Origin of the sequence: Achromobacter sp. UBA5777 (assembly GCF_002418565.1) — a bacterium.
Taxonomy (GTDB): domain Bacteria; phylum Pseudomonadota; class Gammaproteobacteria; order Burkholderiales; family Burkholderiaceae_B; genus Achromobacter; species Achromobacter animicus.
Map to the genome: position 1 here is coordinate 6,470 of NZ_DIEJ01000270.1, position 19,305 is coordinate 25,774.

Annotated in this window: 18 protein-coding genes and 3 pseudogenes; 9 read left to right on the forward strand and 12 right to left on the reverse strand. The window is 65.4% G+C overall.

Going from position 1 to position 19,305, the window contains the following annotated elements; translation table 11 throughout:
• Positions 1–133, forward strand: a 133-nt coding sequence (locus tag B3446_RS28610) for a hypothetical protein (protein WP_414632418.1), incomplete at its 5' end; no start/stop codon positions are given.
• Between the two features lie 54 nt (positions 134–187).
• Here the strand turns inward: B3446_RS28610 and dkgA are convergent.
• On the reverse strand, positions 188–1,015 hold the full coding sequence (gene dkgA, locus B3446_RS23140) for a 2,5-didehydrogluconate reductase DkgA (RefSeq protein ID WP_003862493.1): 828 nt from the start codon (positions 1,013–1,015) through the stop codon (positions 188–190).
• Between the two features lie 105 nt (positions 1,016–1,120).
• Positions 1,121–2,284 (reverse strand): alcohol dehydrogenase, encoded by a 1,164-nt coding sequence (yqhD, locus tag B3446_RS23145; protein ID WP_032619024.1) that lies wholly within the window; start codon positions 2,282–2,284, stop codon positions 1,121–1,123.
• A gap of 195 nt (positions 2,285–2,479) precedes the next feature.
• Between yqhD and B3446_RS28615 the strand changes: the two genes are divergently transcribed.
• Positions 2,480–3,553, forward strand: coding sequence for an AraC family transcriptional regulator N-terminal domain-containing protein (locus tag B3446_RS28615; protein WP_414632417.1), 1,074 nt, complete (start codon positions 2,480–2,482; stop codon positions 3,551–3,553).
• A 37-nt stretch (positions 3,554–3,590) separates the two neighbouring features.
• Here the strand turns inward: B3446_RS28615 and B3446_RS23160 are convergent, their stop codons facing one another.
• The gene (locus B3446_RS23160; protein ID WP_291385696.1) at positions 3,591–4,274 is read right to left on the reverse strand and encodes a site-2 protease family protein; all 684 of its coding nucleotides are present in this window, start codon (positions 4,272–4,274) and stop codon (positions 3,591–3,593) included.
• Positions 4,271–4,759, reverse strand: a complete 489-nt coding sequence (locus B3446_RS23165) for a DUF6882 domain-containing protein (protein ID WP_291385697.1) — start codon at positions 4,757–4,759, stop codon at positions 4,271–4,273. Before B3446_RS23165 ends, B3446_RS23160 begins: the two co-directional genes overlap by 4 nt.
• 125 nt (positions 4,760–4,884) lie before the next feature.
• Here B3446_RS23165 and B3446_RS23170 point away from each other — a divergent pair, with 125 nt between their 5' ends.
• Both B3446_RS23170 and B3446_RS23175 read left to right on the forward strand, forming a co-directional pair.
• Positions 4,885–5,397, forward strand: coding sequence for a MarR family winged helix-turn-helix transcriptional regulator (locus tag B3446_RS23170; RefSeq protein WP_291385719.1), 513 nt, complete (start codon positions 4,885–4,887; stop codon positions 5,395–5,397).
• Positions 5,394–6,215, forward strand: a complete 822-nt coding sequence (locus B3446_RS23175) for a DNA alkylation repair protein (protein ID WP_409558295.1) — start codon at positions 5,394–5,396, stop codon at positions 6,213–6,215. The genes B3446_RS23170 and B3446_RS23175 overlap by 4 nt, the downstream gene beginning before the upstream one ends.
• 72 nt (positions 6,216–6,287) lie before the next feature.
• On the opposite strand, the gene B3446_RS23180 is transcribed toward B3446_RS23175, so the two are convergent.
• The gene (locus tag B3446_RS23180; RefSeq protein ID WP_291385702.1) at positions 6,288–7,097 is read right to left on the reverse strand and encodes a nucleotidyltransferase domain-containing protein; all 810 of its coding nucleotides are present in this window, start codon (positions 7,095–7,097) and stop codon (positions 6,288–6,290) included.
• A 43-nt stretch (positions 7,098–7,140) separates the two neighbouring features.
• A complete protein-coding gene (locus tag B3446_RS23185) occupies positions 7,141–7,890 on the reverse strand; it encodes an SDR family oxidoreductase (RefSeq protein WP_291385704.1) in 750 nt (249 codons plus the stop codon).
• Positions 7,891–8,047: 157 nt separating this feature from the next.
• On the opposite strand from B3446_RS23185, the pseudogene B3446_RS23190 reads away from it, so the two are divergent.
• Both B3446_RS23190 and B3446_RS23195 read left to right on the forward strand, forming a co-directional pair.
• A pseudogene (locus tag B3446_RS23190) lies at positions 8,048–8,964 on the forward strand (LysR substrate-binding domain-containing protein).
• Between the two features lie 78 nt (positions 8,965–9,042).
• Positions 9,043–9,842: pseudogene (locus B3446_RS23195) on the forward strand (DUF169 domain-containing protein).
• On the opposite strand, the gene B3446_RS23200 reads toward B3446_RS23195, so the two are convergent.
• Positions 9,833–10,744, reverse strand: coding sequence for a LysR family transcriptional regulator (locus B3446_RS23200; protein ID WP_291385706.1), 912 nt, complete (start codon positions 10,742–10,744; stop codon positions 9,833–9,835). The pseudogene B3446_RS23195 and the gene B3446_RS23200 overlap by 10 nt on opposite strands.
• Before the next feature lie 106 nt (positions 10,745–10,850).
• Between B3446_RS23200 and B3446_RS23205 the strand changes: the two genes are divergently transcribed.
• Positions 10,851–12,080: a CynX/NimT family MFS transporter gene (locus B3446_RS23205; protein ID WP_291385708.1), complete on the forward strand. Its 1,230-nt coding sequence runs from the start codon at positions 10,851–10,853 to the stop codon at positions 12,078–12,080.
• A 105-nt stretch (positions 12,081–12,185) separates the two neighbouring features.
• The gene (locus tag B3446_RS23210) at positions 12,186–12,854 is read left to right on the forward strand and encodes an HAD family hydrolase (RefSeq protein WP_291385710.1); all 669 of its coding nucleotides are present in this window, start codon (positions 12,186–12,188) and stop codon (positions 12,852–12,854) included.
• Positions 12,855–12,869: 15 nt separating this feature from the next.
• On the opposite strand, the gene B3446_RS23215 is transcribed toward B3446_RS23210, so the two are convergent.
• From B3446_RS23215 to B3446_RS23230, 4 genes are all read right to left on the reverse strand, one after another.
• The gene (locus tag B3446_RS23215) at positions 12,870–14,027 is read right to left on the reverse strand and encodes an NAD(P)H-dependent flavin oxidoreductase (RefSeq protein WP_191575361.1); all 1,158 of its coding nucleotides are present in this window, start codon (positions 14,025–14,027) and stop codon (positions 12,870–12,872) included.
• 125 nt (positions 14,028–14,152) lie between these two features.
• A complete protein-coding gene (locus B3446_RS23220; protein ID WP_291385713.1) occupies positions 14,153–15,538 on the reverse strand; it encodes a tripartite tricarboxylate transporter permease in 1,386 nt (461 codons plus the stop codon).
• Positions 15,535–16,026: a hypothetical protein gene (locus tag B3446_RS23225; RefSeq protein ID WP_291385715.1), complete on the reverse strand. Its 492-nt coding sequence runs from the start codon at positions 16,024–16,026 to the stop codon at positions 15,535–15,537. The genes B3446_RS23220 and B3446_RS23225 overlap by 4 nt, the downstream gene beginning before the upstream one ends.
• Positions 16,027–16,095: 69 nt before the next feature.
• Positions 16,096–17,385 (reverse strand): hydroxymethylglutaryl-CoA reductase, degradative, encoded by a 1,290-nt coding sequence (locus tag B3446_RS23230; protein WP_191575853.1) that lies wholly within the window; start codon positions 17,383–17,385, stop codon positions 16,096–16,098.
• A gap of 130 nt (positions 17,386–17,515) precedes the next feature.
• Between B3446_RS23230 and B3446_RS23235 the strand changes: the two genes are divergently transcribed.
• Positions 17,516–18,934 carry a PLP-dependent aminotransferase family protein gene (locus B3446_RS23235; protein WP_291385717.1) on the forward strand — a complete coding sequence of 473 codons (1,419 nt, stop codon included), beginning with the start codon at positions 17,516–17,518 and terminating at the stop codon, positions 18,932–18,934.
• On the opposite strand, the pseudogene B3446_RS23240 reads toward B3446_RS23235, so the two are convergent.
• Positions 18,925–19,305, reverse strand: a pseudogene (locus B3446_RS23240) (anaerobic ribonucleoside-triphosphate reductase activating protein); the annotation flags it as partial. The gene B3446_RS23235 and the pseudogene B3446_RS23240 overlap by 10 nt on opposite strands.

Genomic DNA, 19,305 nt, shown 5'->3' on the forward strand with positions numbered 1-19,305 from the left:
GGAAGAGATGCGCGAAGCGCGCCGCCAGAACCGCAACACGCGCCCGGCGCTGACCAAACACACGCCTATTGAGCATCAGCGTTCGAACGGTGTTGCGGGAACGAAGAAGAACGTAAAACGTAAGACCGGTTAAACCTGTAACAATGCCCGGTGGCGCTGCGCTNNGGGAGAGGGCAGGGTGAGGGGATCACCCGCCAAACTGATCCGGGTCCGGCCCAAGCCGTTTGCCCTGATCCAGCTTCGCAATTTCACCCAGCTCGTCTTTATCCAGGCGGAAATCCCAGACGTCGAAGTTCTCGGCGATACGCGATGGCGTGACCGATTTCGGGATCACCACCAGACCGCTATCCAGATGCCAGCGAATGACGATCTGCGCCGGGGTTTTACCGTACTTATCCGCCAGTTCACGGATGATTTTCTGGTCAAACACCCCTTCGCCGCCCTGAGCCAACGGGCTCCAGGATTCGGTCTGGATCTTGTGCGTGGCGTTCCATGAATGAAGCTGGCGCTGCTGCATCAGCGGATGCAGCTCAATCTGGTTAATCACCGGCGCGACGCCCGTTTCATCAATCAGGCGTTGCAGATGATGAACCTGGAAATTACAGACGCCGATGCTTTTTATCAGCCCCTCTTTTTGCAGTTCAATCATCCCTTTCCAGGCATCAACGTAATGGTCGATAGCCGGTACCGGCCAGTGCATGAGATAAAGATCGACGAAATCGAGCTGGAGTTTCTCCAGACTCTCCTGCAACGCTTCGCGGGGACGCTTTTGATCGTCGTTCCACAGCTTGGTGGTGATGAAAAGCTCATCCCGGGGAACGCCGGCGCTGGCAAGCGCTTTTCCCACGCCGTCCTCGTTTTTATAGGCGGCGGCGGTATCGATGGACCGATAGCCGACTTCCAGGGCTTTATGAATGGCGGAGACGACCTCGTCGTTACCGGCTTTCCATACACCTAGCCCCAGCTGGGGCATCACGTTGCCGTCCTGTAGCTTGATTACGGTTTGGTTTGCCATTTTTCCTCCTTCAGGTGCTCATCGCCGGAGGGAACCTCCGACGATGTGATGTGCATTAAGTCTGGACGAAATGTCAAAAAACGAAAGTCAGGATCCTAAAAACGCTTAGCGTGCCGCTTCGTAAATACGACGGCTGACGTCCAGGGTGATGTCGCCATGCTCGCCGATCTGCGTCATACCGTGTGCTTCCAGTTTCGCCAGCAGGGCAGGGATGGAGCTGCCGTCCAGGCCGTAGCCAGAGAGACGCGTTGGCACGCCCAGGCTTTCAAAGAAGTGACGGGTGGCTTCAATCGCGGCATCAATACGCGCATCGTCGGAACCGTCGGTGATGTTCCACACGCGTTCGGCGTACTGGAGCAGTTTGGCGCGTTTAGCGTCACGTTTTTCGTTCCACAGCGCAGGCAGAACCACCGCCAGCGTCTGGGCGTGATCCAGGCCGTGCATCGCCGTTAGCTCGTGGCCGAGCATATGGGTAGCCCAGTCCTGCGGCACGCCTGCGCCGATCAGGCCGTTCAGCGCCTGGGTGGCAGCCCACATCACGTTGGCACGCACGTCGTAATTTTCAGGCTCTTTCAGCGCTTTTGGACCTTCTTCAATCAGCGTCAGCAGAATGCCTTCCGCGAAACGATCCTGAATTTTGGCGTTTACCGGGTAAGTAACGTACTGCTCAACGGTGTGAACAAAGGCGTCGACCACGCCGTTCGCCACCTGACGCGCAGGCAGGGTATAGGTGTAAACCGGATCGAGGATCGCGAACACGGGCTGAACGTGTTCGTTCATAAAGGCCTGCTTGTCACCGGTGGTTTTACGGGAGATGACCGCGCCTTTGTTGGACTCTGATCCGGTGGCCGGCAGCGTCAGCACGGAGCCCATCGGGATCGCACTGCTGATGTCGCTGCCGCCCGTTTCCAGAATATGCCACGGGTCGATGTCGTCAGCGTAATGGGCCGCCGCCGCGATGAATTTGGTGCCGTCCAGCACGGAACCGCCGCCCACCGCCAGCAGGAAGGTAATTTGCTCCTCACGGGCGATTTTTACCGCGTTCATCAGCGTTTCATAAGACGGGTTAGGCTCGATACCGCCGAACTCGCGCACGTTCAGTCCGTCCAGGGCGCTGTAAACCTGATCCAGCACGCCGGTTTTTTTCACGCTGCCGCCACCGTAGGTGATCAGCACGCGGGCGTCAGCGGGGATTTGCGCGCGCAGGTCGGCGATGGCGTCTTTACCAAACAGAATGCGGGTTGGGGTATGAAGATTAAAGTTGTTCATGGCTTGTTCCCTGTAGTGGGTAAAAAATCGTGGTGGCGCAGAAGGCAACCTGATGCTGCTCATTGTGGCGGGCAGGCGCTATCCTCTCAATGCACATTCCTGCCGATGTCTTGCCCATTTCTACAGCGCGCTGGAGAAACGGTAAGAAAATGCGCACACTGTCAGCGTCGGAAACCGTACCCGGAGTAACTGAAAATGAACCGTGATGCCATCTGCCGCCAGCTAACGTCGCAGATTAAAAGACTGATAGATAACGGAAATGATTCGGCTGAGCTGTTGCCGGATATCCGATTGCTGTACGGTACCCAGCCCGGGACGCGCACCCCGGTGATGTATCAGCCCGGCATCGTGTTTCTCTTTTCTGGCCATAAGATTGGCTATATCAATGAGCGCGTGTTCCGTTACGACACCAATGAATATCTGCTTCTGACAGTACCTTTACCCTTCGAATGTGAAACTTTCGCGACAGAGGAGGTACCGCTGGCCGGGATCCGCGTCAACGTCGACATCCTCCAGTTGCAGGAGCTGCTGATGGAGATTGGGGAGGACGAACTTTTCCGGCCGTCAATGGCGGCAAGCGGTATCAACTCCGCGACCCTGTCGGAGGAAATTCTCTGCGCGATTGAACGCCTGTTAGACGTGATGGAAAGGCCGCTGGATGCGCGTATTCTCGGAAAACAGATTATCCGCGAAATTCTTTACCATGTGCTGCTGGGACCGGGCGGCGGGGCGCTGCTGGCGCTGGCGTATCGCAGGCTGAATCTGCCGGTACTGCGCGAATCGGTGTTCCTGACGGCCAAGACCAGCGCCATGGTGTGCTGGCTGTTCGTGGGGTCATCGATCTTCTCGGCGGCATTCGCGCTGCTGGGCGGCCAGCGCATCATCGAAGAATGGGTGCTGTCGCTGGGCCTCACGCCGATCCAGTTCCTGCTGCTGGCGCAGATCATCATCTTCCTGCTCGGCTGGCCGCTGGAATGGACCGAGATCATCGTGATCTTCATGCCGATCTTCGTGCCGCTGCTCAATACCTTCGGCATCGATCCGCTGTTCTTCGGCTTGCTGGTCGCGCTGAATCTGCAGACCGCGTTCCTGTCCCCGCCGGTGGCCATGTCGGCGTTCTACTTGAAGGGCGTGTCGCCGCCGCACGTGACACTGAATCAGATCTTCCTGGGCATGATGCCGTTCATGGGGATCCAGGTCGTCGCGATCTTTCTGCTGTACATGTTCCCGGGGATCGGCATGTGGCTGCCGACGGTGCTGTATCGGTAAGGCGTGAAGGTGTCAGACACCTGCTTTCACTCGGGTGTCAGACACCATTGCTGAGATACACCACGGCCGCGACGAGCCAGGATACCGCCAGCGCCACATAAGCCAGCAGCAGGGCCTGTGTAACGGACGCCGGCCAGTGCTTGCCCAAGCCGGCGCTTTTGCCCAGCGCGCCCAGCAAGAAGCCGCCGTTCGCGCCCGGCAAGGGCAGCAGGTTAAGCGCTGCCGTGGTGGCGGCGGTCAGGCCCAGCAACGTGGAAAATGGCAGACCTTGCGCGGCGGCATCGACGCGCGCCAGCAGCGCCTGCGCCGTGTGCAGCGGCGACAGCGCGCCGCTGACGATATTCGCAAATCCACCCGCCAGCGCCTGGACGCCCGCAGCGCCGCCGAGGAGCGCGCATGCCAGCGCCATCAGCGCGAAGCAGCCGGAAGCGCCGATGAACAGTTGCGCCCAGAGTGGCTGCGCTTCGAGGTGTTGCGGGTCAATGTCCGCGTCATCCACCGGCATCGTGGCGCCCGCCGTCTGGAAGCGGACCGCGCCGCCGACAGGCAACAGCCGGATGCTGACCTTGCCCAACCGCAACAGGCGCGGCCCCAGCCCGAACGACAGTTCATCCAGCGCCACGCCCAGCGCGCGTCCCGCGAAGGCCATCACCGCCACATGCACCAGCGCGCAAAGCGCAACGGCCAGCAACAGTCCGATGACCCCTGATGCCACCGTCACTCGCTTTCCGCCTTCGACAGCGACACTTTGCCGAACGTCATCCACACATGAGCCGTCTCGGACGCCTGCGCGCGATACGAGCCGGAGGCTTCACCCAGCCGCATGGCGACGGCGGTGAACTCCCAGGCCTGGGCGTCGTCGCAGTCGACCTTGCGTTCGGTGTAGGCGGGCAGTCCATGCGCACGCCCGAAGGCCAACGCCAGTTGCGCGTGCTCGGCCAGCTCGGCCGGCACGGACGGATGGTCCCAGCCCCAAAGGAAACTGCCGTCTTCGCTGTTCGACGTGCCGATGATCTGCACCGGCGAGGTGGCGACGATGCCGCCCGGCAACTGGAACACGATCAGGCCGCTATCCATGTCCACCGACCATTGCTCGGCCTCGTCCAGATGCCAGGTCGCGCAATGCGCCGTGGTGGCGGCCTGCATGCCTTCCATGCTTTGGGCAATGAAGTTCTGGACGTCGAATGGCTTGGTGTTGTCGGACATGCTGCTGGGTTCCTTGCGAGCGGAAGTTGAAAAGCCCTCGATCATACCGGCTCCTTGCGGCACATTTGCGTAAAACGATTAGCCGCCATACTATACGGCCACATATGAATAATCCCTTTCCGATCATGCTGGAACCCAAACATCACGCCTTGCTTGAAGAAGTTGCCCGCCGGGAATTGCCGTCTGCCGACGGCGTTCGCCTGTGTTTTCAGGTGCTTGCGCTGGCCGGCGCCATCGACCGGGATTGCGCAATGCGGCTGGCGCCCAAGCAGTTGTCTGAAGCCAAGTTCGTGCTGCTGTTCCTGTTGCACGGCCAGCCAGACGGGTTGCCGCCGCATGAACTGGCGACACGTGCGGGCGTGACGCGCGCAACGATCACAGGCTTGGTGGATGGGCTGGAGCGGGATGGGTTTGTCGAGCGCCAGGGCGGGCAGGCGGATCGCCGCAAGATTGCCGTGATGCTGACCGCCAAGGGCAGGGCGATGGCGGGCAGACTGTTCAAGGAGCACGCGGCATGGATCGGTTCGCTCTTTGACGGGCTGACCGGTGCGGAGCAACGGCAGCTTGGCGGGTTGCTGACGAAAGTGTGGCGCGGTACGGATGCAGGCCGGGTTGCCAGGCAGGAAGGTCAAGAATGAGCAAGGCGACGAGCAAGCAGGGGCCAGCCGCGCCGAGTAAAAGTCTCCGTGTTGCGGACAAACCGCCAGGCCGAGGCGTGAAGGACATTGCCCCGGCTCGGCTGGCGCAATTGAATGCAGGCGCGCCGGCCGCCACGCTGACGGAATGCCTTGCGGTGGACTTCGCGATTCTGATGCAGGCAGCAGTGCCTCAGGTAGGCGCTCAGGGCCTGGCCTTGATGCGCGAAGACAAGGCGGCCGGAATCTCCCGGCGGATGGCGAGAGCGGCCGGCATATTGCTGGACAGCGTGGGGCCGCAAGCCATCGCCGAACTGCAATCGCATCCGTCCGATACCGTCCGAGGCTGGGCGTGCTTCATGGTGGGTGCGTTACCGGGGGTGGTGGTGCAAGAACGGCTCGACCTGATTCGTCCGTTGGCCGACGATGCGCATTTCGGTGTGCGGGAATGGGCATGGCTGGCCGTCCGGCCGAAATTGGCGGCGGAATTGGAAACATCGGTCAAATGCCTGCGGCCCTGGACGCGGCATGCGTCGGAGCGCGGGCGGCGTTTTGCCAGCGAATCGCTGCGCCCGCGCGGGGTCTGGTGCACGCACATCGCGGCGCTGAAGGCTGATCCGGCCATCGCGCTGCCGCTGCTCGAACCGTTGCGGGCCGATCCGTCCGTTTACGTACAGGACTCGGTGGCCAACTGGCTCAACGACGCCAGCAAGGATCAGCCGCAGTGGGTGCGCCAAGTGTGCGCCCGATGGTCGGCGGGTTCGCCCAGCGACGCGACCGCACGAATCTGCAAGCGCGCATTGCGATCAATCGGGCCTTAGCGGACACAAATCTCCGTTCGCCTTCGCCGGTGCATCAGTGGCTCGGGATCCGCCGAGCTGGGAAGCAAAGCCTCAATACGTCAGCGGCGCGCCCGTGACGACCTCATACAAAAACCGGTCCAGCGTCTCGGTCTGGCCGTCGGGCCGGTCGAAGTAGGGCGCTTTTTCCAGTTCGGCCAAGGTCGATTCAAGATACGTGTGGATCAGCGGGAAGCGAGGACCGTGTTCGGCTTCGCCCGCCGCCATCTTGATGGCCAGCAGTTCATTGATCTCGGCGCGCAACGCGGCGTCGGTGATGATGACGTCGGCCAGATCGGCGAAGCGCATCGGCGGAACGCCCCGGCCGCTGTCGATCCATTGCGCCGCCAGCACGGGGCGCAGGACGTACAAGTATTTCTTCAGGCGAACCGTGTCGCCCTGCAACGATTCGCGGAAGTTGCGGCCGGCCATCGACACGTAATGCCAGCGACCCTTGGTGCTGGAAAAGTACGCACTCCGAAAGTGCCGCAGCCATGCGCTGACGGCCTCGTCCTGGCGATAGATGATGGGCGAATCCAGCCACTCGAAAAGCGTGGGGTTGGAACCGCGCAAGAGTTGCAGGGACTTGCGCAGCTCCCAGCCCGAGACGTCCAGTTCGTCGTCAATCGGCAGCTCGATCACGTCGCGTTGCGGCGCCACGCGCAGATACCAGTCCAGCTTGTGCACGTACAGAAAGCGCACGTCGTAGTCGCTGTCGGGCGAGGCAAAGCCCCAGCCGCGGCTGCCGGATTCGCAGGCGAGCAGGACGCGCACGTCGTGGCGCTGCTCGATGTCTTGCAGGGTCGCCATGACGCGTTCGCGCACGGCAGGATCGATGGGGTGGGCGTGCAGGATCGTAGTCATGCCCCGCATCCTAGCACCGCCCGGCCATCGGCCCGGCCGCGGTTCAAAGCTGGCTCATGCCGCCGTCGGCAATGATCTCCGTGCCCACGATGAAGGCCGATTCGCGCGCGGCCAGGTGCAGGACGGTCGCCGCGATTTCCTGCGGCGTGCCGAAGCGGCCCAGCGGAATCTGCGCCTGGATGCTGGCGGCGGTTTTCTCCAGCGTGTCGGCATCCAGGCCCAGCTTTCCGTAGATCGGCGTGGTGACCGGCCCGGGGCTGACGACGTTGACCCGGATGCCGCGCGGCAGCCATTCAGCGGACAGCGTTTTCGCCAGCGAGATCAGCGCCGCCTTGCTGGCCGCGTAGATCGACGACGCCGGCATGCCGATATGGGCGTTGATGGACCCGTTGAGCACAATGGACGCGCCTGCGTTGAGCAAGGGATCCAGCGCCTGCAGCTGGAAGAACACGCCTTTTACGTTGGTGTCGAACGTCTGGTCCCACAGGTCTTCGGTGGCGTCGGCGAGCCGGGCGAACTTGGCGATGCCTGCATTGACGAAGACGGCGTCCAGCCGCACGCCGGCCGATGCGAGGGCGTCGGCCAAGGCGGCGGCCGCGCCGGGCGCACCGGCTGTGTTCTGGATGGCCAAGGCGTTGCCGCCCAGGGTGGCGCGGGTCTTCTCCAGCGCCGCGGCGTCGCGGCCGGTGAGGATGACGCGGGCGCCTTCGGCGGCGAAGGCTTGGGCCGCAGCGAGGCCGATGCCGCTGGTGCCACCGGTGACCAGGACGGTCTTTTGTTCAAAACGGTTCATGACGGGTTCCTTTGGTGTGGAGGTGAGGTGTAGCCATGTTGCGCCTTGCCCGGTGGTTTGTCGTACGATCTGACGCACAAACACGTTCGAAGAAATTGCACATGTGTGGCCCGGAACGTGTAGTCCCCGAGGAAGAGCCCACTATATTGAGCCCGCGATGCTGAGTGCCAATGAACTCTCGCTGTTGGAAGCCATCCGCGACAGCGGCAGCCTGTCCCGAGCCGCCGCCCGGCTGGGCAAGGCGCCGTCTTCCGTGTCGCACGCCGCGCGGCAGTTGGAGGAACGCTTTGACGCCCTCTTGTTCGACCGCCGCGGCTATCGACTGCAACTGACGCCCGCCGGCCAATTGCTGGCGGACGAAGCCGCGCGGCTGGCGCAGGATGTCAGCCGGCTTACGCAACGCGTGCGGCAGGTGGCCAGCGGCTGGGAAGACCGCCTGCACATCGTCAGCGACGAGATCCTGGAATTCGAACTCATGGCGCCGCTGATCCAGGCCTTCGACAAGCTGGATTCGGGCGTGCGGCTGCGCTTCACGCACGAGGTGCTGGGCGGCACGTGGGAAGCGCTGCGCGAAGGGCGGGCAGACCTGCTCGTGGGCGCGACCAACGAACCGCAGACGATGCCCAACCTGCAATGGGCGGCGTTGGGCGAGATGGAATGGCTATTTGCCGTATCACCGCGCCATCCGCTGGCCAAGGCAAAGGGGCCGTTACGCCAGGACCAGATCCAGCAGCATCGCGCCGTCGTCGTCGCCGACACGNNCGCGGCTCGTCGGCGCGCGGTTACGGCAGGGTCGGCGGGCAGGCCACGCTGGCCGTGCCCAGCATGCGCGCCAAGATCCTGGCGCAACGCGAAGGCCTCGGCGTCGGCTGGGTGCCGCGCCACCGCGTGGCCTCCCTGCTGACGCGAGGCGAACTGGTGGAAATGGCGACCGAGACGCCGCGCGAGCCCAACCTGCTGTATCTCGCGTGGCGCGGCGATCACGACGGGCGCGCGCTGCGCTGGTGGCTGGACCAGTTGCGCCAGCCGCGCATCGCGGCGGCGCTGATGCGGGGCATCGACGGGTTCGCCTGACGCGTTGTAGTCTTGACCGCGTGCGGCAACGCGGGCCTTCGGCTGGCCATACCGCGTACAACAGTCCAAAGGACAAACATGGAAGAGACAAGGCAGGAAACCGCGCTCGACTGGGCGTCGCTGGTCGACGACCTGAACCGGCTGCTGCGGCTGAAGACCACCGTCATCGGCATGAAGCTCTACGAGCACGAAGCCGACATGGCAGGTGTGAAGGGTCTGCGCCGGCCCAAGGCCACGCACACGACGGACCAGATCGTGGGCATGGCGGCGCGGTTGGGCTGGACGGTTGGCATTACGGGAGACGATCTGGTCGGCGCGCAATGCCGTGCGGTCATCGGGCTGGGGCCGCAGGACGAAGATTGGAAGCGCGGCAAGGAATATGTGGGGGTCTGGCACGCGACCGAAGCCGATGCCCGGGCGCGCCAGGAGGCACTGACGTGTGTGCCGGCGGGCAAGCACCGCGCCATGGTTGTGTCGCCGCTGGCGAACGGTCGCCTGACCCGCCGGACATCTGCCTCGTGTACGCCACGCCGGGCCAGATGATCATCCTGATCAACGGCCTGCAATGGAAAAATTATCGGCGCTTTGACTGGAGCGTCGTGGGGGAAACCGCCTGTGCGGACTCCTGGGGCAGGGCGCTTGCCACCGGCGAGCCCAGCCTGTCCTTGCCCTGTTTCGCCGAACGCCGCTATGGCGGCGTGCCGGACGATGAAATGCTCATGGCGCTGCCTCCCCGTTATCTGCCCATCGCCATCGAGGGCATGAAGGCGCTGGCAGCCAATGGCCTGCGCTATCCCATCGCGCCCTATGGCATCCAGAACGACGTGCGCGCCGGCATGGGGGTGAGCTACGCGCAGCCGCCCAAGGCTCAGGGGTGAATGCCGGCGTGCAGCGCCTGGGCCAGCGCGCGCGCGGCCGGTCCCAGCGGCCGGTCGATGCGGTGCGCAAGATAGGTTTCGGTGGTGATCTGGCTGTCGCGGCCCAGGCTGGCGGCGGGCACGCGCAGCAGACGGCCCTCGGTCAGGTCGCGCTCTACCTGCCAGAGCGGCAGCCGGCCCCAGCCGAGCCCGGACAGGATCAGCGCGTGCTTGGTGTCCTGGCCGCTGACGCGGCAGGTCTGCGGCGACAGCACGGCAAAGTCGCGGCCTTCGGACAGCGACGAGGGATCGGATTGCACGATCTGAAGGTGATCCGCCAGGTCCGCCGCGGTAAGCGCGCGGCCGGCGCGCGCGGACTGCGCCAGGGGATGCGAAGCGCCGACCACGGCCACCATCTGGATGGCGCCAAGCGCCTGCACCGCAATGCGCGGATGCCGGAAATGCTCGCCCGCCAGAATGCCCAATGTGTGCGTGCCGGCCAACAGCGCGTCGACCGGTCCGCCCAAGGGCAGCACCGAGACGCGCATCGCCACCGAGGGATACGCCGCGCGCATGTGGTTCAGCGCCGCGCCAGCCCGTTCGATCGGAAAGAGGGTATCCACCACCAGCGAAAGCTCCAGCTCAACGCCTTCGCCCAGGCCCTGCGCCCGGGCGCGCATCGCATCGACCCGCAGCAGGATGTCGCGAGCGTTAGCCAGAAGCGCCTGGCCCTGCGGCGTCATGACGGGACGATGGCCGGCGCGGTCGAACAGCGGGACGCCCAATTGCGCCTCCATATTGGCGATGGCGTGGCTGACGGCGGACTGCACGCGGGACAAGCGGCGGGCGGCCGCGCGAAAGCTGCCGGTATCTGCGACGGCGGCGAACACACGCAGTTGGTCCAGGGTCAGCGCGTCAATCATGGGAAGGTTGATCTATTCGTTCGATCAAGATCGTCGAAAGGTTATCACTTCGCGGAACCAATTTTGCGAGGCATGATGCCGGAATCTTGGTGAAAGCGAGGGTGGGATGGACAAGGTCGAAGGGGCGGAAGCCGCCACCGGGCACGCGCATTGGGGCGCGGTGCTGACCATCGTGGGCGCGGGCGTCGTGGCGGCGTTGCAGGTGGGCAAGGTCATCATCGCCGCGCCGCTGCTGCGCAAGGATATGGGGCTGGACCTCGCGTCCATTGGCACGCTGACGGCGGTATTTTCGATATTGGGCACGGTGGGTGGCATCGCGGCGGGCGGGATAATCGCGCGCTTTGGCGCCCGGCGCATGCTGATCCTGGGCCTGGCGGCGACGGCGGTGGGCACGGTGGTGGGCGCGCTGGCGCCCGGTTATGGCGTGCTGCTTGGCTCTCGGGTGATCGAAGGATTGGGTTTCCTGATGATTACGGTGGCCGGCCCCGCCGCGCTGCAGCGCATCGTCACCGGCGGCAGGCGCGATTTCGCCTTTGCACTCTGGAGCTGCTACATGCCGGCCGGAATGGCAATCGCGATGCTCGCCTCGCAGGCGTTCGACGACTGGCACGCCTATTGGTGGTGCGCGGGCATCGCCGCAGGCGTGGCGCTTGCCAGCATCGCCGTGCTGGCGCCGCCCACGCCTCGCGGCGCCGCCCTGTCGTGGCAGGGGCTACGACAGGACACGGTCGACACCATGGGCGCGGCTGGACCGATGCTGCTGGCGCTGTCATTCACGCTCTACAGCCTGATGTTCTTCGCGCTGTTTACGTTCCTGCCGGTGCTGCTCATGGAGCAACTGGGGCTGACGCTGGCGGCGGCCGGGTTGTACAGCGCCATCGCCAGCGCCGCCAACGTGGTGGGCAATCTGGGCGCGGGCGTGCTGCTTGCGCGCGGCTGGCGGCGGTCCACGTTGATCGCCTGCGCCAGTGCAGTGATGGCGGCCGTGTCGCTGCTGATCTTCGGTTCCGCGCTGCCGGCCATGACCACCTTTTTGCTGTGCGTGCTGTTCTCGGCCGTGGGCGGGCTGATCCCGGCGACGCTGCTTGGCACCGCGCCCCTGGTGGCGCCGCGCCCGGCGCTGACCGCGGCGTCGGTGGGGCTGGTCATGCAGGGCAGCAATCTGGGGCAGGTCATTGGGCCCGTGGCGGTGGGCGGCGCCATCGACCGCTTTGGCTGGTCGTCCGCGTCGTTCATTGTGGCGGCGGCGGGGCTGGCGGGCGGGGCGGGCGCCTGNNGGCGGGCGTGGCGGTCGCCTGGCGGTTGCGGCGCGTCGGGGGCACGAAGCTTTAACTAGGCTGGGCAGCGCGCGCCGTCGGTCACTCGGTGCCGGTCATGAGGCGGGAGCGGCGCTGTCACCGCGCTGGCCTATCATGGAGCGGTCGAACACGTTGGAGGTTACATGCACACGCCCGCTCCGCGCCTGGTCATCTTTGATTGCGATGGCGTCCTGATCGACAGCGAAATCATCGCCGCGCGCGCCCAATCCAGCGCCCTGGCCGAACACGGAATCGCCATCACGCCCGAAGAGGCCGCGCTGCGCTTTGCCGGCATTCCGGATGCGGACATGTGGCGCACGTTGCAGGCCGAGCACGCCTGCTCGTTGCCCGATGGATTCGCGGGCCAGTATGCCGCCAGGCTGGAACGCACGTTTCGCACCGAACTGCGCGCCTTGCCCCACGTATACGAGACGTTGAAGGTATTGAAGGAACGCGGGTTGGACCTGTGCGTCGCGTCTAGCAGCATGCCGGCCAAGCTGGAGGCCGCGCTCAAGATGGTGGGCCTGTGGGAGACGTTTGCACCCCATGTGTTCAGCACGGCGCAGGTGGCCAAGGGCAAGCCGGCGCCGGATGTTTTTCTGTACGCGGCGCGGCAGATGCGGGCCGCGGTGCTTGATTGCGTCGTGGTCGAGGACAGCGTGCCGGGTGTGCGCGCTGCCCGCGCGGCGCGCATGCGGGCAGTGGGGTTTGTGGGGGCCTCGCACAACGGACCGCAGCAGCGGCAGCGGTTGCTGGACGAGGGCGCGTTTGAAGTAATAGACGATCTGCGGCGCCTGCCGGAGATCATCTGAGGGGGATTGCTGGACCTATGCCGTTGCGGGCATCTCGCCGTGCAGCAGGTAATCCATCAGTTCGCGCACGGAACGCATGGCATTGCCGAACGGCAGTTTGGACGCGCCGCGGAAGAAAAGGCCGCGGCTGACTTCGCCACGCATGGCGGCCGCGAGTTTCAAGTCGATGCAGAATTGGCCGAACTTGGCGATGCCGTCGCGCAGACCGCATTGCGTCAGGCAGTCCATACGCTGGCTGCAGCGGCGCGGATCGGCGCGGGTGTTGGCTTGTAGCGTGCCTTCCTGGCGCAGGTAGCGCGTCAGCCACGGCGTGGCGACCGCACGTGCCGGCAGGCCGGCAACGCTGGTGAATTCCGCCAGTTCGGCGGGGTCGGCGTCGATCAGGACGCGTTTGAAGTTTTCGTGGGCGTCGCCTTCGTGGGTGACGGCGAACGCGGTGCCGACCTGCACGCCGTCGGCGCCGTTGCTGAGCCAGTGGCGGACCTGTTCGTGGCTGCCGACGCCGCCCGCGACGATGAGGCGGGGGGCGTCACGGCCTAGTTGCAGTTCAGTGAAAAGGGCGTGGCAATCGGCCAGCACCTTTTTGAAATCGAAGCGTTCGCTGTGCAGGTCGTCGATCCGCGCCGCGCCCAGGTGGCCGCCCGCGTAACCCGGGTGTTCGATGACGACGGCGTCGGCCAGGCGTCCCTTTTTCATCCATTTCTTCAACACGGCAGCAACGCCGCGGGCCTCGGAAAGAATGGGCACGAGCGCCACTTTGGGGAAGTCGGCCGTCATTTCAGGCAGGTCGAGCGGCAGGCCCGCACCCATGACGATGGCCTCGGCGCCGCTTTCGCAGGCCTGGCGCACCAGCGCGGGATGGTCGCGCACGGCTTTCATGACGTTTACCGCCACCAGGCCGCGCCCTTGCGCCGTATCGAGCGCGGCGCGGACCTCCCGATGCAGGGCCTCGCGGTTGGCGGTGTCGATCGTGTCGCGGTCATTGCATTTTTCGGTTTTTTCCACGAGATCGGCGTGGTGATGGCGCAAATCGACGCTGGCAATGGTGCCCACGGCGTTCTGGCTGGCAACCGCGCCGGCCAGGCGATGGGCGGATACCCCAACGCCCATGCCGCCCTGCACGATGGGCAGCAACTCGCGTCCGGCGAGGGTGAGTGATTTGAACCACGTCATGATATGAGTCTTTCCTCTGGTCAAGAGAGCAGAGGCTAGAGCAACGTGGGGAGCGCTGCCTTGCGAAGGATCAAGTGTCGTGGCAATGGGCGGGGCCTAAACAGCCCCCGCCCATCCGTCACGTTTTATCCCAGCAGCTTGACGATCGCCGGCACGGACAGCACGGCGGTGTAGTAGCCCATGAACTGCACGCCGGTATTGAAGCCGAACAGGCGCGACAGCAGGCCGCCGATGAGGCCCATGGTCAGGATCACGAGCAGGCCCAGGAATTGGCCTTCCCAGACGCTGATCACGATGATCAGGCCCACAAAAGTGGCGATGATGGCTTCGTGGCTGACGCGGCGCGACACAAACAGCGCGGCGCGGCGCGCGAAGTTCATGGCGAAGGGGTAGGACACCACTGCCGCCAGCAGCACCGCCAGCATGCCGTAACCCAGGAATTCCCAGTGGTTCAGCAGGTTGTGCAGGTTGTGCGTCTGGCCCGTTGCCGAATCCACCGTGAAGCGCGGCGGCGCGTTAAAGAGCGGCGCGGCCGGTCCCGCCGCGACGGGGCTGAGGGGCAGGCCGAACGCGATCAGCGGGATCAGCGCCTCGGCGATGTAGGTGGCCTCGGTCACGCCGTTGCGCGCGCTCAGCACCGTCGTCAGCCGGTGATAGGCGTGCTTGACGCGTGAGCCCACCAGCTCGCCCAGCACGACGGTCATGGCGACCGGGCTGAACACAAACGTGGCGCTGGATACCGCCGCGGTGGCGAGCGTCCAGCGCGTCTGCACCCGGTCCATGACTTTCAGCGGGTTCGGAAAGTAGCCCGACCAGCCCTTCACATCAGGCGCCAGCGAGAACGTGCGCACCTTGTCGCGCATCATCTTGCCGCGGCCTTGCGGCGACAGCACGGTGAAGAGGTCCGCGATCAGCGGTCCGATGGCGATGCCCAGGAAGTAGCTGATGCTGAGCTTGACGCCGTACTTGGCCGTCAGGCTTTGCAGCGCAATGATGACCATGACGAAAGGCACCAGCAGCGCCACCGCCGCCCAGCGTCCCGCGGAAAAATACGCGATCAGCAATGCGGCCGCCAGGAAGATCCACGGGGCGGACTTGGTGATGGCGGCGCCGAACGGCGCCAGCAGCACGGCGAACAGCACCGCCAGCGGCACCGCGACGAAGGCGGCGACGATGGCGCCGGATACCATCTTGCGCAGCGCAATGTGCGGCACGCCCAGCTTGCGCAGCATGTTCGCGTCCTGCAGCAGCGGCGTGGCCAGCGTGTCGCCCGGGATGCCCAGCAGCGCGGTCGGCACGGCGTGCGTCATGTGCTTGGCCACCGCGCCCGCCAGAAAGAACGTGAAGACGCCGGCGGGCGGCACGCCCAGCAGCACGACCAGCAGCGTCAGCGGCGCGAGCGTCGTGGTTTCGTCGGTGCCGGACACCAGGCCGATGGCCGCAAACACGACTGCGCCCAACAGGCCCATGCCCGCCGCCACCATGATTTGGTTAAGCAGTTCGGGGCTCATGCCAAGGCCTCCTTGGCGGCGCCGCGCCGGGGGTCGGCAAGATCGGCGTCAGCGGCAGAGACGGCGGGCGCCGCCGGCTGCGCGAACAAGTCGTACAGATCCAGTTCCTTCAGCTCGCGCACCACGGCCTCGGGCAGGTCCGCCAGCGTGCCCAGGCCGCCGGGCTGTTCGGCCAGCTCGGCCAGCACTTCGGCGCGCCAGGCAGGATCGTGCGTGGCGCTGTGCTCGACAACCTCGCGTTTGGGCGGGAACAGACGGGCGCAGATCACGCCGGCCAGCACGCAGCCGGCCAGCCCGGCCAGCATCGCGTAGGCGTGCGCAAGCTCGGGTGACGCCACCACGCCGCGCAGCCAGCGGCTGGCGGCAAAGAAGCCGGCCACGCTGACCGAGATGCCAATGCCGATGGCCCAGGCCAGATGCCTGAGATCCACGGTGTCGCTCCAGACTTCAGCCAGGCGCGTGGACGGCGCCTGAGGGCTTTGTTTCATGTCTCTCTCCTGTGTTTATCGGACGGCGCGCGGGTGGACCGGCGCCGCCTCGGGTATTCGCCGTGCGGGTTATCGGGACGCGCGCAGTTCCTCCAGCAAGGCCAGCGCGCGGTCGGTGCGGACGTCTTTTTCCGCGGCCATGCGCTTGGCGACCTCGTCGATCTCCGCGCCCGTGGCGCCGGCCACCAGTGCGATGTTGCGGGCGTGCAGCGCCATGTGGCCGCGCTGGATGCCTTCGGTGGCCAGCGCGCGCAGCGCGCCCAGATTCTGCGCCAGACCGACGGCCACGGCGACTTCGCCCAACTCCTGCGCGGAGCGCACGTCCATGATCTTGAGCGCAAGCCGCGCCAGCGGGTGGGTCTTGGTGGCGCCGCCGACCAGGCCCACGGGCATGGGCATTTCGATGCTGCCGACCAGCGCGCCCGACGTGTCCTTTTCCCAGTGGGTCAGCGACGTATAGCGGCCAGAACGGGCGGCGTAGGCGTGCGCGCCGGCCTCGACCGCGCGCCAATCGTTGCCGGTGGCCACGATGACCGGGTCAATGCCGTTCATGATGCCCTTGTTGTGCGTCGCGGCGCGGTACGGGTCGATGGCGGCGAACGTGTACGCGTCCAGCACGCCTTCGATGATCTCGGCGCCGCTGCGCTCCTTGGTGTCGAGCGTCTGCGGCGTCAGGCGCACGCGGGCGCGGGCCAGCCGCAGGTCGGCCAGGTTGGACAGGATGCGCAGGCGGACCGAGCCGCCGACGATTTCCTCGACCAGCGGGGCCACGGCCTCGGCCATGGTGTTGACGGTGTTGGCGCCCATGGCGTCGCGTACGTCGACGATCAGGTGCATCACGATCATCGGGCCGCGCGGCGTGTCCGGGAACACGTGGACCTCGATGTCCTGGCAGCCGCCGCCCAGTTCGATCAGCACCTTGTCGCGGCTGTTGGCCAGGGTCAGGATGCGTTCGCGCTCGCGCAGCAGGGCAAGGCGCGCGCCATGGGGGTCGGTCAGCCCCAGGACCTGGACCTGCGCGCGCATGAGGGGACGGGTGCTGGACGTCTCGAAGCCGCCGCCTTCGCGCGCCAGCTTGGCCATGAACGAGGCGGCCGCCACCACGGACGGCTCTTCCACGGCCATCGGCACCAGCACGTCGCGGCCATTGACCTGGAAGTTGCCCGCCACGCCCAGCGGCAGCTCGAACGTCCCCAGGACGTTTTCGATCATGCCGTCGGCGCGGGCCAGGTTCAGCGCGCCGGGCTCGGCCAGCAACTGGCGTTCTTCGGCAGTGAGCGAGGCGGCGTCGGCAATGAAGGCCAGGCGTTGGGCGGGGGTGAGGGCCCGGAAGTTGGGCAGGCGTGAATCGGCCACGATGGCGTGTCTCCGTATAAGAATCGAGTGGCCCGATTCTAGGTAAACTGTACCGCTATTCAGAGGTACAGTTTGGGCAAACAGTACCATCGCACTGCACCAATTTAGGCAACGACAAGACGGGGAGCGCAACGTGGATGACGCCAATTCGCCGGGCAGGCCGCAGCGCGCGGCGCCCATCGCCGAGAGCCTGGCGAACCTGATCGGCCAGCAGATCGCCGACCGCGTCTACCGCGCGGGCGACAAGCTGCCGTCCTTGCGCGAGCTGGCGCAATTGCACCGCTATGCCAAGAACACCGTGGTCGTGGCATTTGAAATGCTGGTGGCGCGCGGGCTGGTCGAACCGCGGCGTGGCTCGGGCTTTTACGTGCTGGATGTCGATCACGCGCGCCCGGCCGCGGAAGAAGAGCCGGGGCAATTGAGCCGGGCGATGGACATCGTGTGGCTGATGCGCGAACAGCTCAAGACCCAACCGGATGCGGTCGCCGTGGGCGATGGCTTTCCGCCGGTGGAGTGGCTGGCGGACATGCGTATGGATCGCTATCACCAGAAGGTGGTGCGCACGGGACTGGGCGCGCTGTTCCGCTACGGCAGCCGCTTCGGCTATGCGCCGCTGCGCGAAAGCCTGGTCCGCAAGCTGGGCGACGTGGGCATCAACACCGCGCCGTCGCAACTCGTGCTGACGCATGGCGCCAACGAGGCAATGGATCTGGTGATCCGCTACTTCCTGCCGCCGGGGTCGACGGTGCTGGTGGACAACCCTGGCTACTACCCGCTCTTTGGCAAGCTGAAGCTGGCCGGGGTGCGGATGCTGGGCGTGCCGCGCCTGCCTGACGGCCCGGACGTCGTTGCATTGGAATCGTTGCTGCAGCGCGAAAAGCCGCGGCTCTTTTTCACGCAGTCGATCGCGCACAACCCCACCGGTTCGGACATGTCGCCGGCCAAGGCCTACAAGATCCTGCAGCTCTCAGAGCGCTACAACCTGATGGTGGTCGAGAACGACCCGCTGGCGGATTTCAAGCCCACGTCGTCGGTCAGGCTGTCGGCGCTGGATCAGCTTGAGCGCACCATCTACATCGGCAGCTTTTCGAAGTCTTTCTCGGCGGCGTTGCGCGTGGGTTTCATTGCCTGCAACGCCGCGCTGGCAAGCGACTTGGCCGATCTGAAGGCGCTGGTGCATGTCAGCAGTTCTGAATATTGCGAGCGAATGGTGGACGTGATGCTGCGCGAGGGCCATTACGAGCGGCATCTGGTGCGGCTGCGCCAGCGGCTGGAAGCTGCGACCGGGCAGGCGTTGCAGGTGCTGGATTCGCTGGGCGCGCAGGTGTTCACGCGGCAGACCAGTTCGTTGTATCTGTGGTCTGCGTTTCCCGGCGTGGCCGATTCGCTGACGCTGGCCGCAGCGCTGATGCCCGAGAAGGTCATCATGGCGCCGGGTCGCGTGTTCAGCGTGGATCCCACGGCGGTGTCGCCGTGGTCCCGCTGCAATGTGGGCGCCGTGGTGTCGCCGCGGTTCCACGTCACCCTGGCTGCGCATCTGGATCAGCGATAGGAAAACTCCTGGAAGGCCTGTCGCAGCTCGCCCTGCGCCTGGTTGCTGAGCGCCCGCGCGACGGGCGCGCCGGGTGCGGCGCGCGCGGCCTGCACCGCGAAGTGGCGCACCCCGCGGCGGGCCAGTTCCCGCGCCAGCGCCATCAGCCGCGACTCGTCCAGCCAGTCGGGATGCCACGTGATGCGGCATTCGAAATCCTGTCCGGCGGACAGCAACTGCGTCAGGCACGCCAGCGCCGGACGCTGGGAATCGCGCCGCCCCGTGATGTCGTCGTAGCCCTTGGCGTCCGCCTTGATGTCCATGCCCACCCAGTCCAGATGACGCAGCACGTCGGCCAGCCGTAGCGGGTAGATGCCCGCAGTGTGCAGGCC

Bases quoted from the DNA above. Each gene is read 5' to 3' on its own strand.
- dkgA (WP_003862493.1), bottom strand. From the start codon at position 1,015: ATGGCAAACCAAACCGTAATCAAGCTACAGGACGGCAACGTGATGCCC.
- yqhD (WP_032619024.1), bottom strand. From the start codon at position 2,284: ATGAACAACTTTAATCTTCATACCCCAACCCGCATTCTGTTTGGTAAA.
- B3446_RS28615 (WP_414632417.1), top strand. From the start codon at position 2,480: ATGAACCGTGATGCCATCTGCCGCCAGCTAACGTCGCAGATTAAAAGA.
- B3446_RS23165 (WP_291385697.1), bottom strand. From the start codon at position 4,759: ATGTCCGACAACACCAAGCCATTCGACGTCCAGAACTTCATTGCCCAA.
- B3446_RS23170 (WP_291385719.1), top strand. From the start codon at position 4,885: ATGCTGGAACCCAAACATCACGCCTTGCTTGAAGAAGTTGCCCGCCGG.
- B3446_RS23175 (WP_409558295.1), top strand. From the start codon at position 5,394: ATGAGCAAGGCGACGAGCAAGCAGGGGCCAGCCGCGCCGAGTAAAAGT.
- B3446_RS23180 (WP_291385702.1), bottom strand. From the start codon at position 7,097: ATGACTACGATCCTGCACGCCCACCCCATCGATCCTGCCGTGCGCGAA.
- B3446_RS23185 (WP_291385704.1), bottom strand. From the start codon at position 7,890: ATGAACCGTTTTGAACAAAAGACCGTCCTGGTCACCGGTGGCACCAGC.
- B3446_RS23200 (WP_291385706.1), bottom strand. From the start codon at position 10,744: ATGATTGACGCGCTGACCCTGGACCAACTGCGTGTGTTCGCCGCCGTC.
- B3446_RS23210 (WP_291385710.1), top strand. From the start codon at position 12,186: ATGCACACGCCCGCTCCGCGCCTGGTCATCTTTGATTGCGATGGCGTC.
- B3446_RS23215 (WP_191575361.1), bottom strand. From the start codon at position 14,027: ATGACGTGGTTCAAATCACTCACCCTCGCCGGACGCGAGTTGCTGCCC.
- B3446_RS23220 (WP_291385713.1), bottom strand. From the start codon at position 15,538: ATGAGCCCCGAACTGCTTAACCAAATCATGGTGGCGGCGGGCATGGGC.
- B3446_RS23225 (WP_291385715.1), bottom strand. From the start codon at position 16,026: ATGAAACAAAGCCCTCAGGCGCCGTCCACGCGCCTGGCTGAAGTCTGG.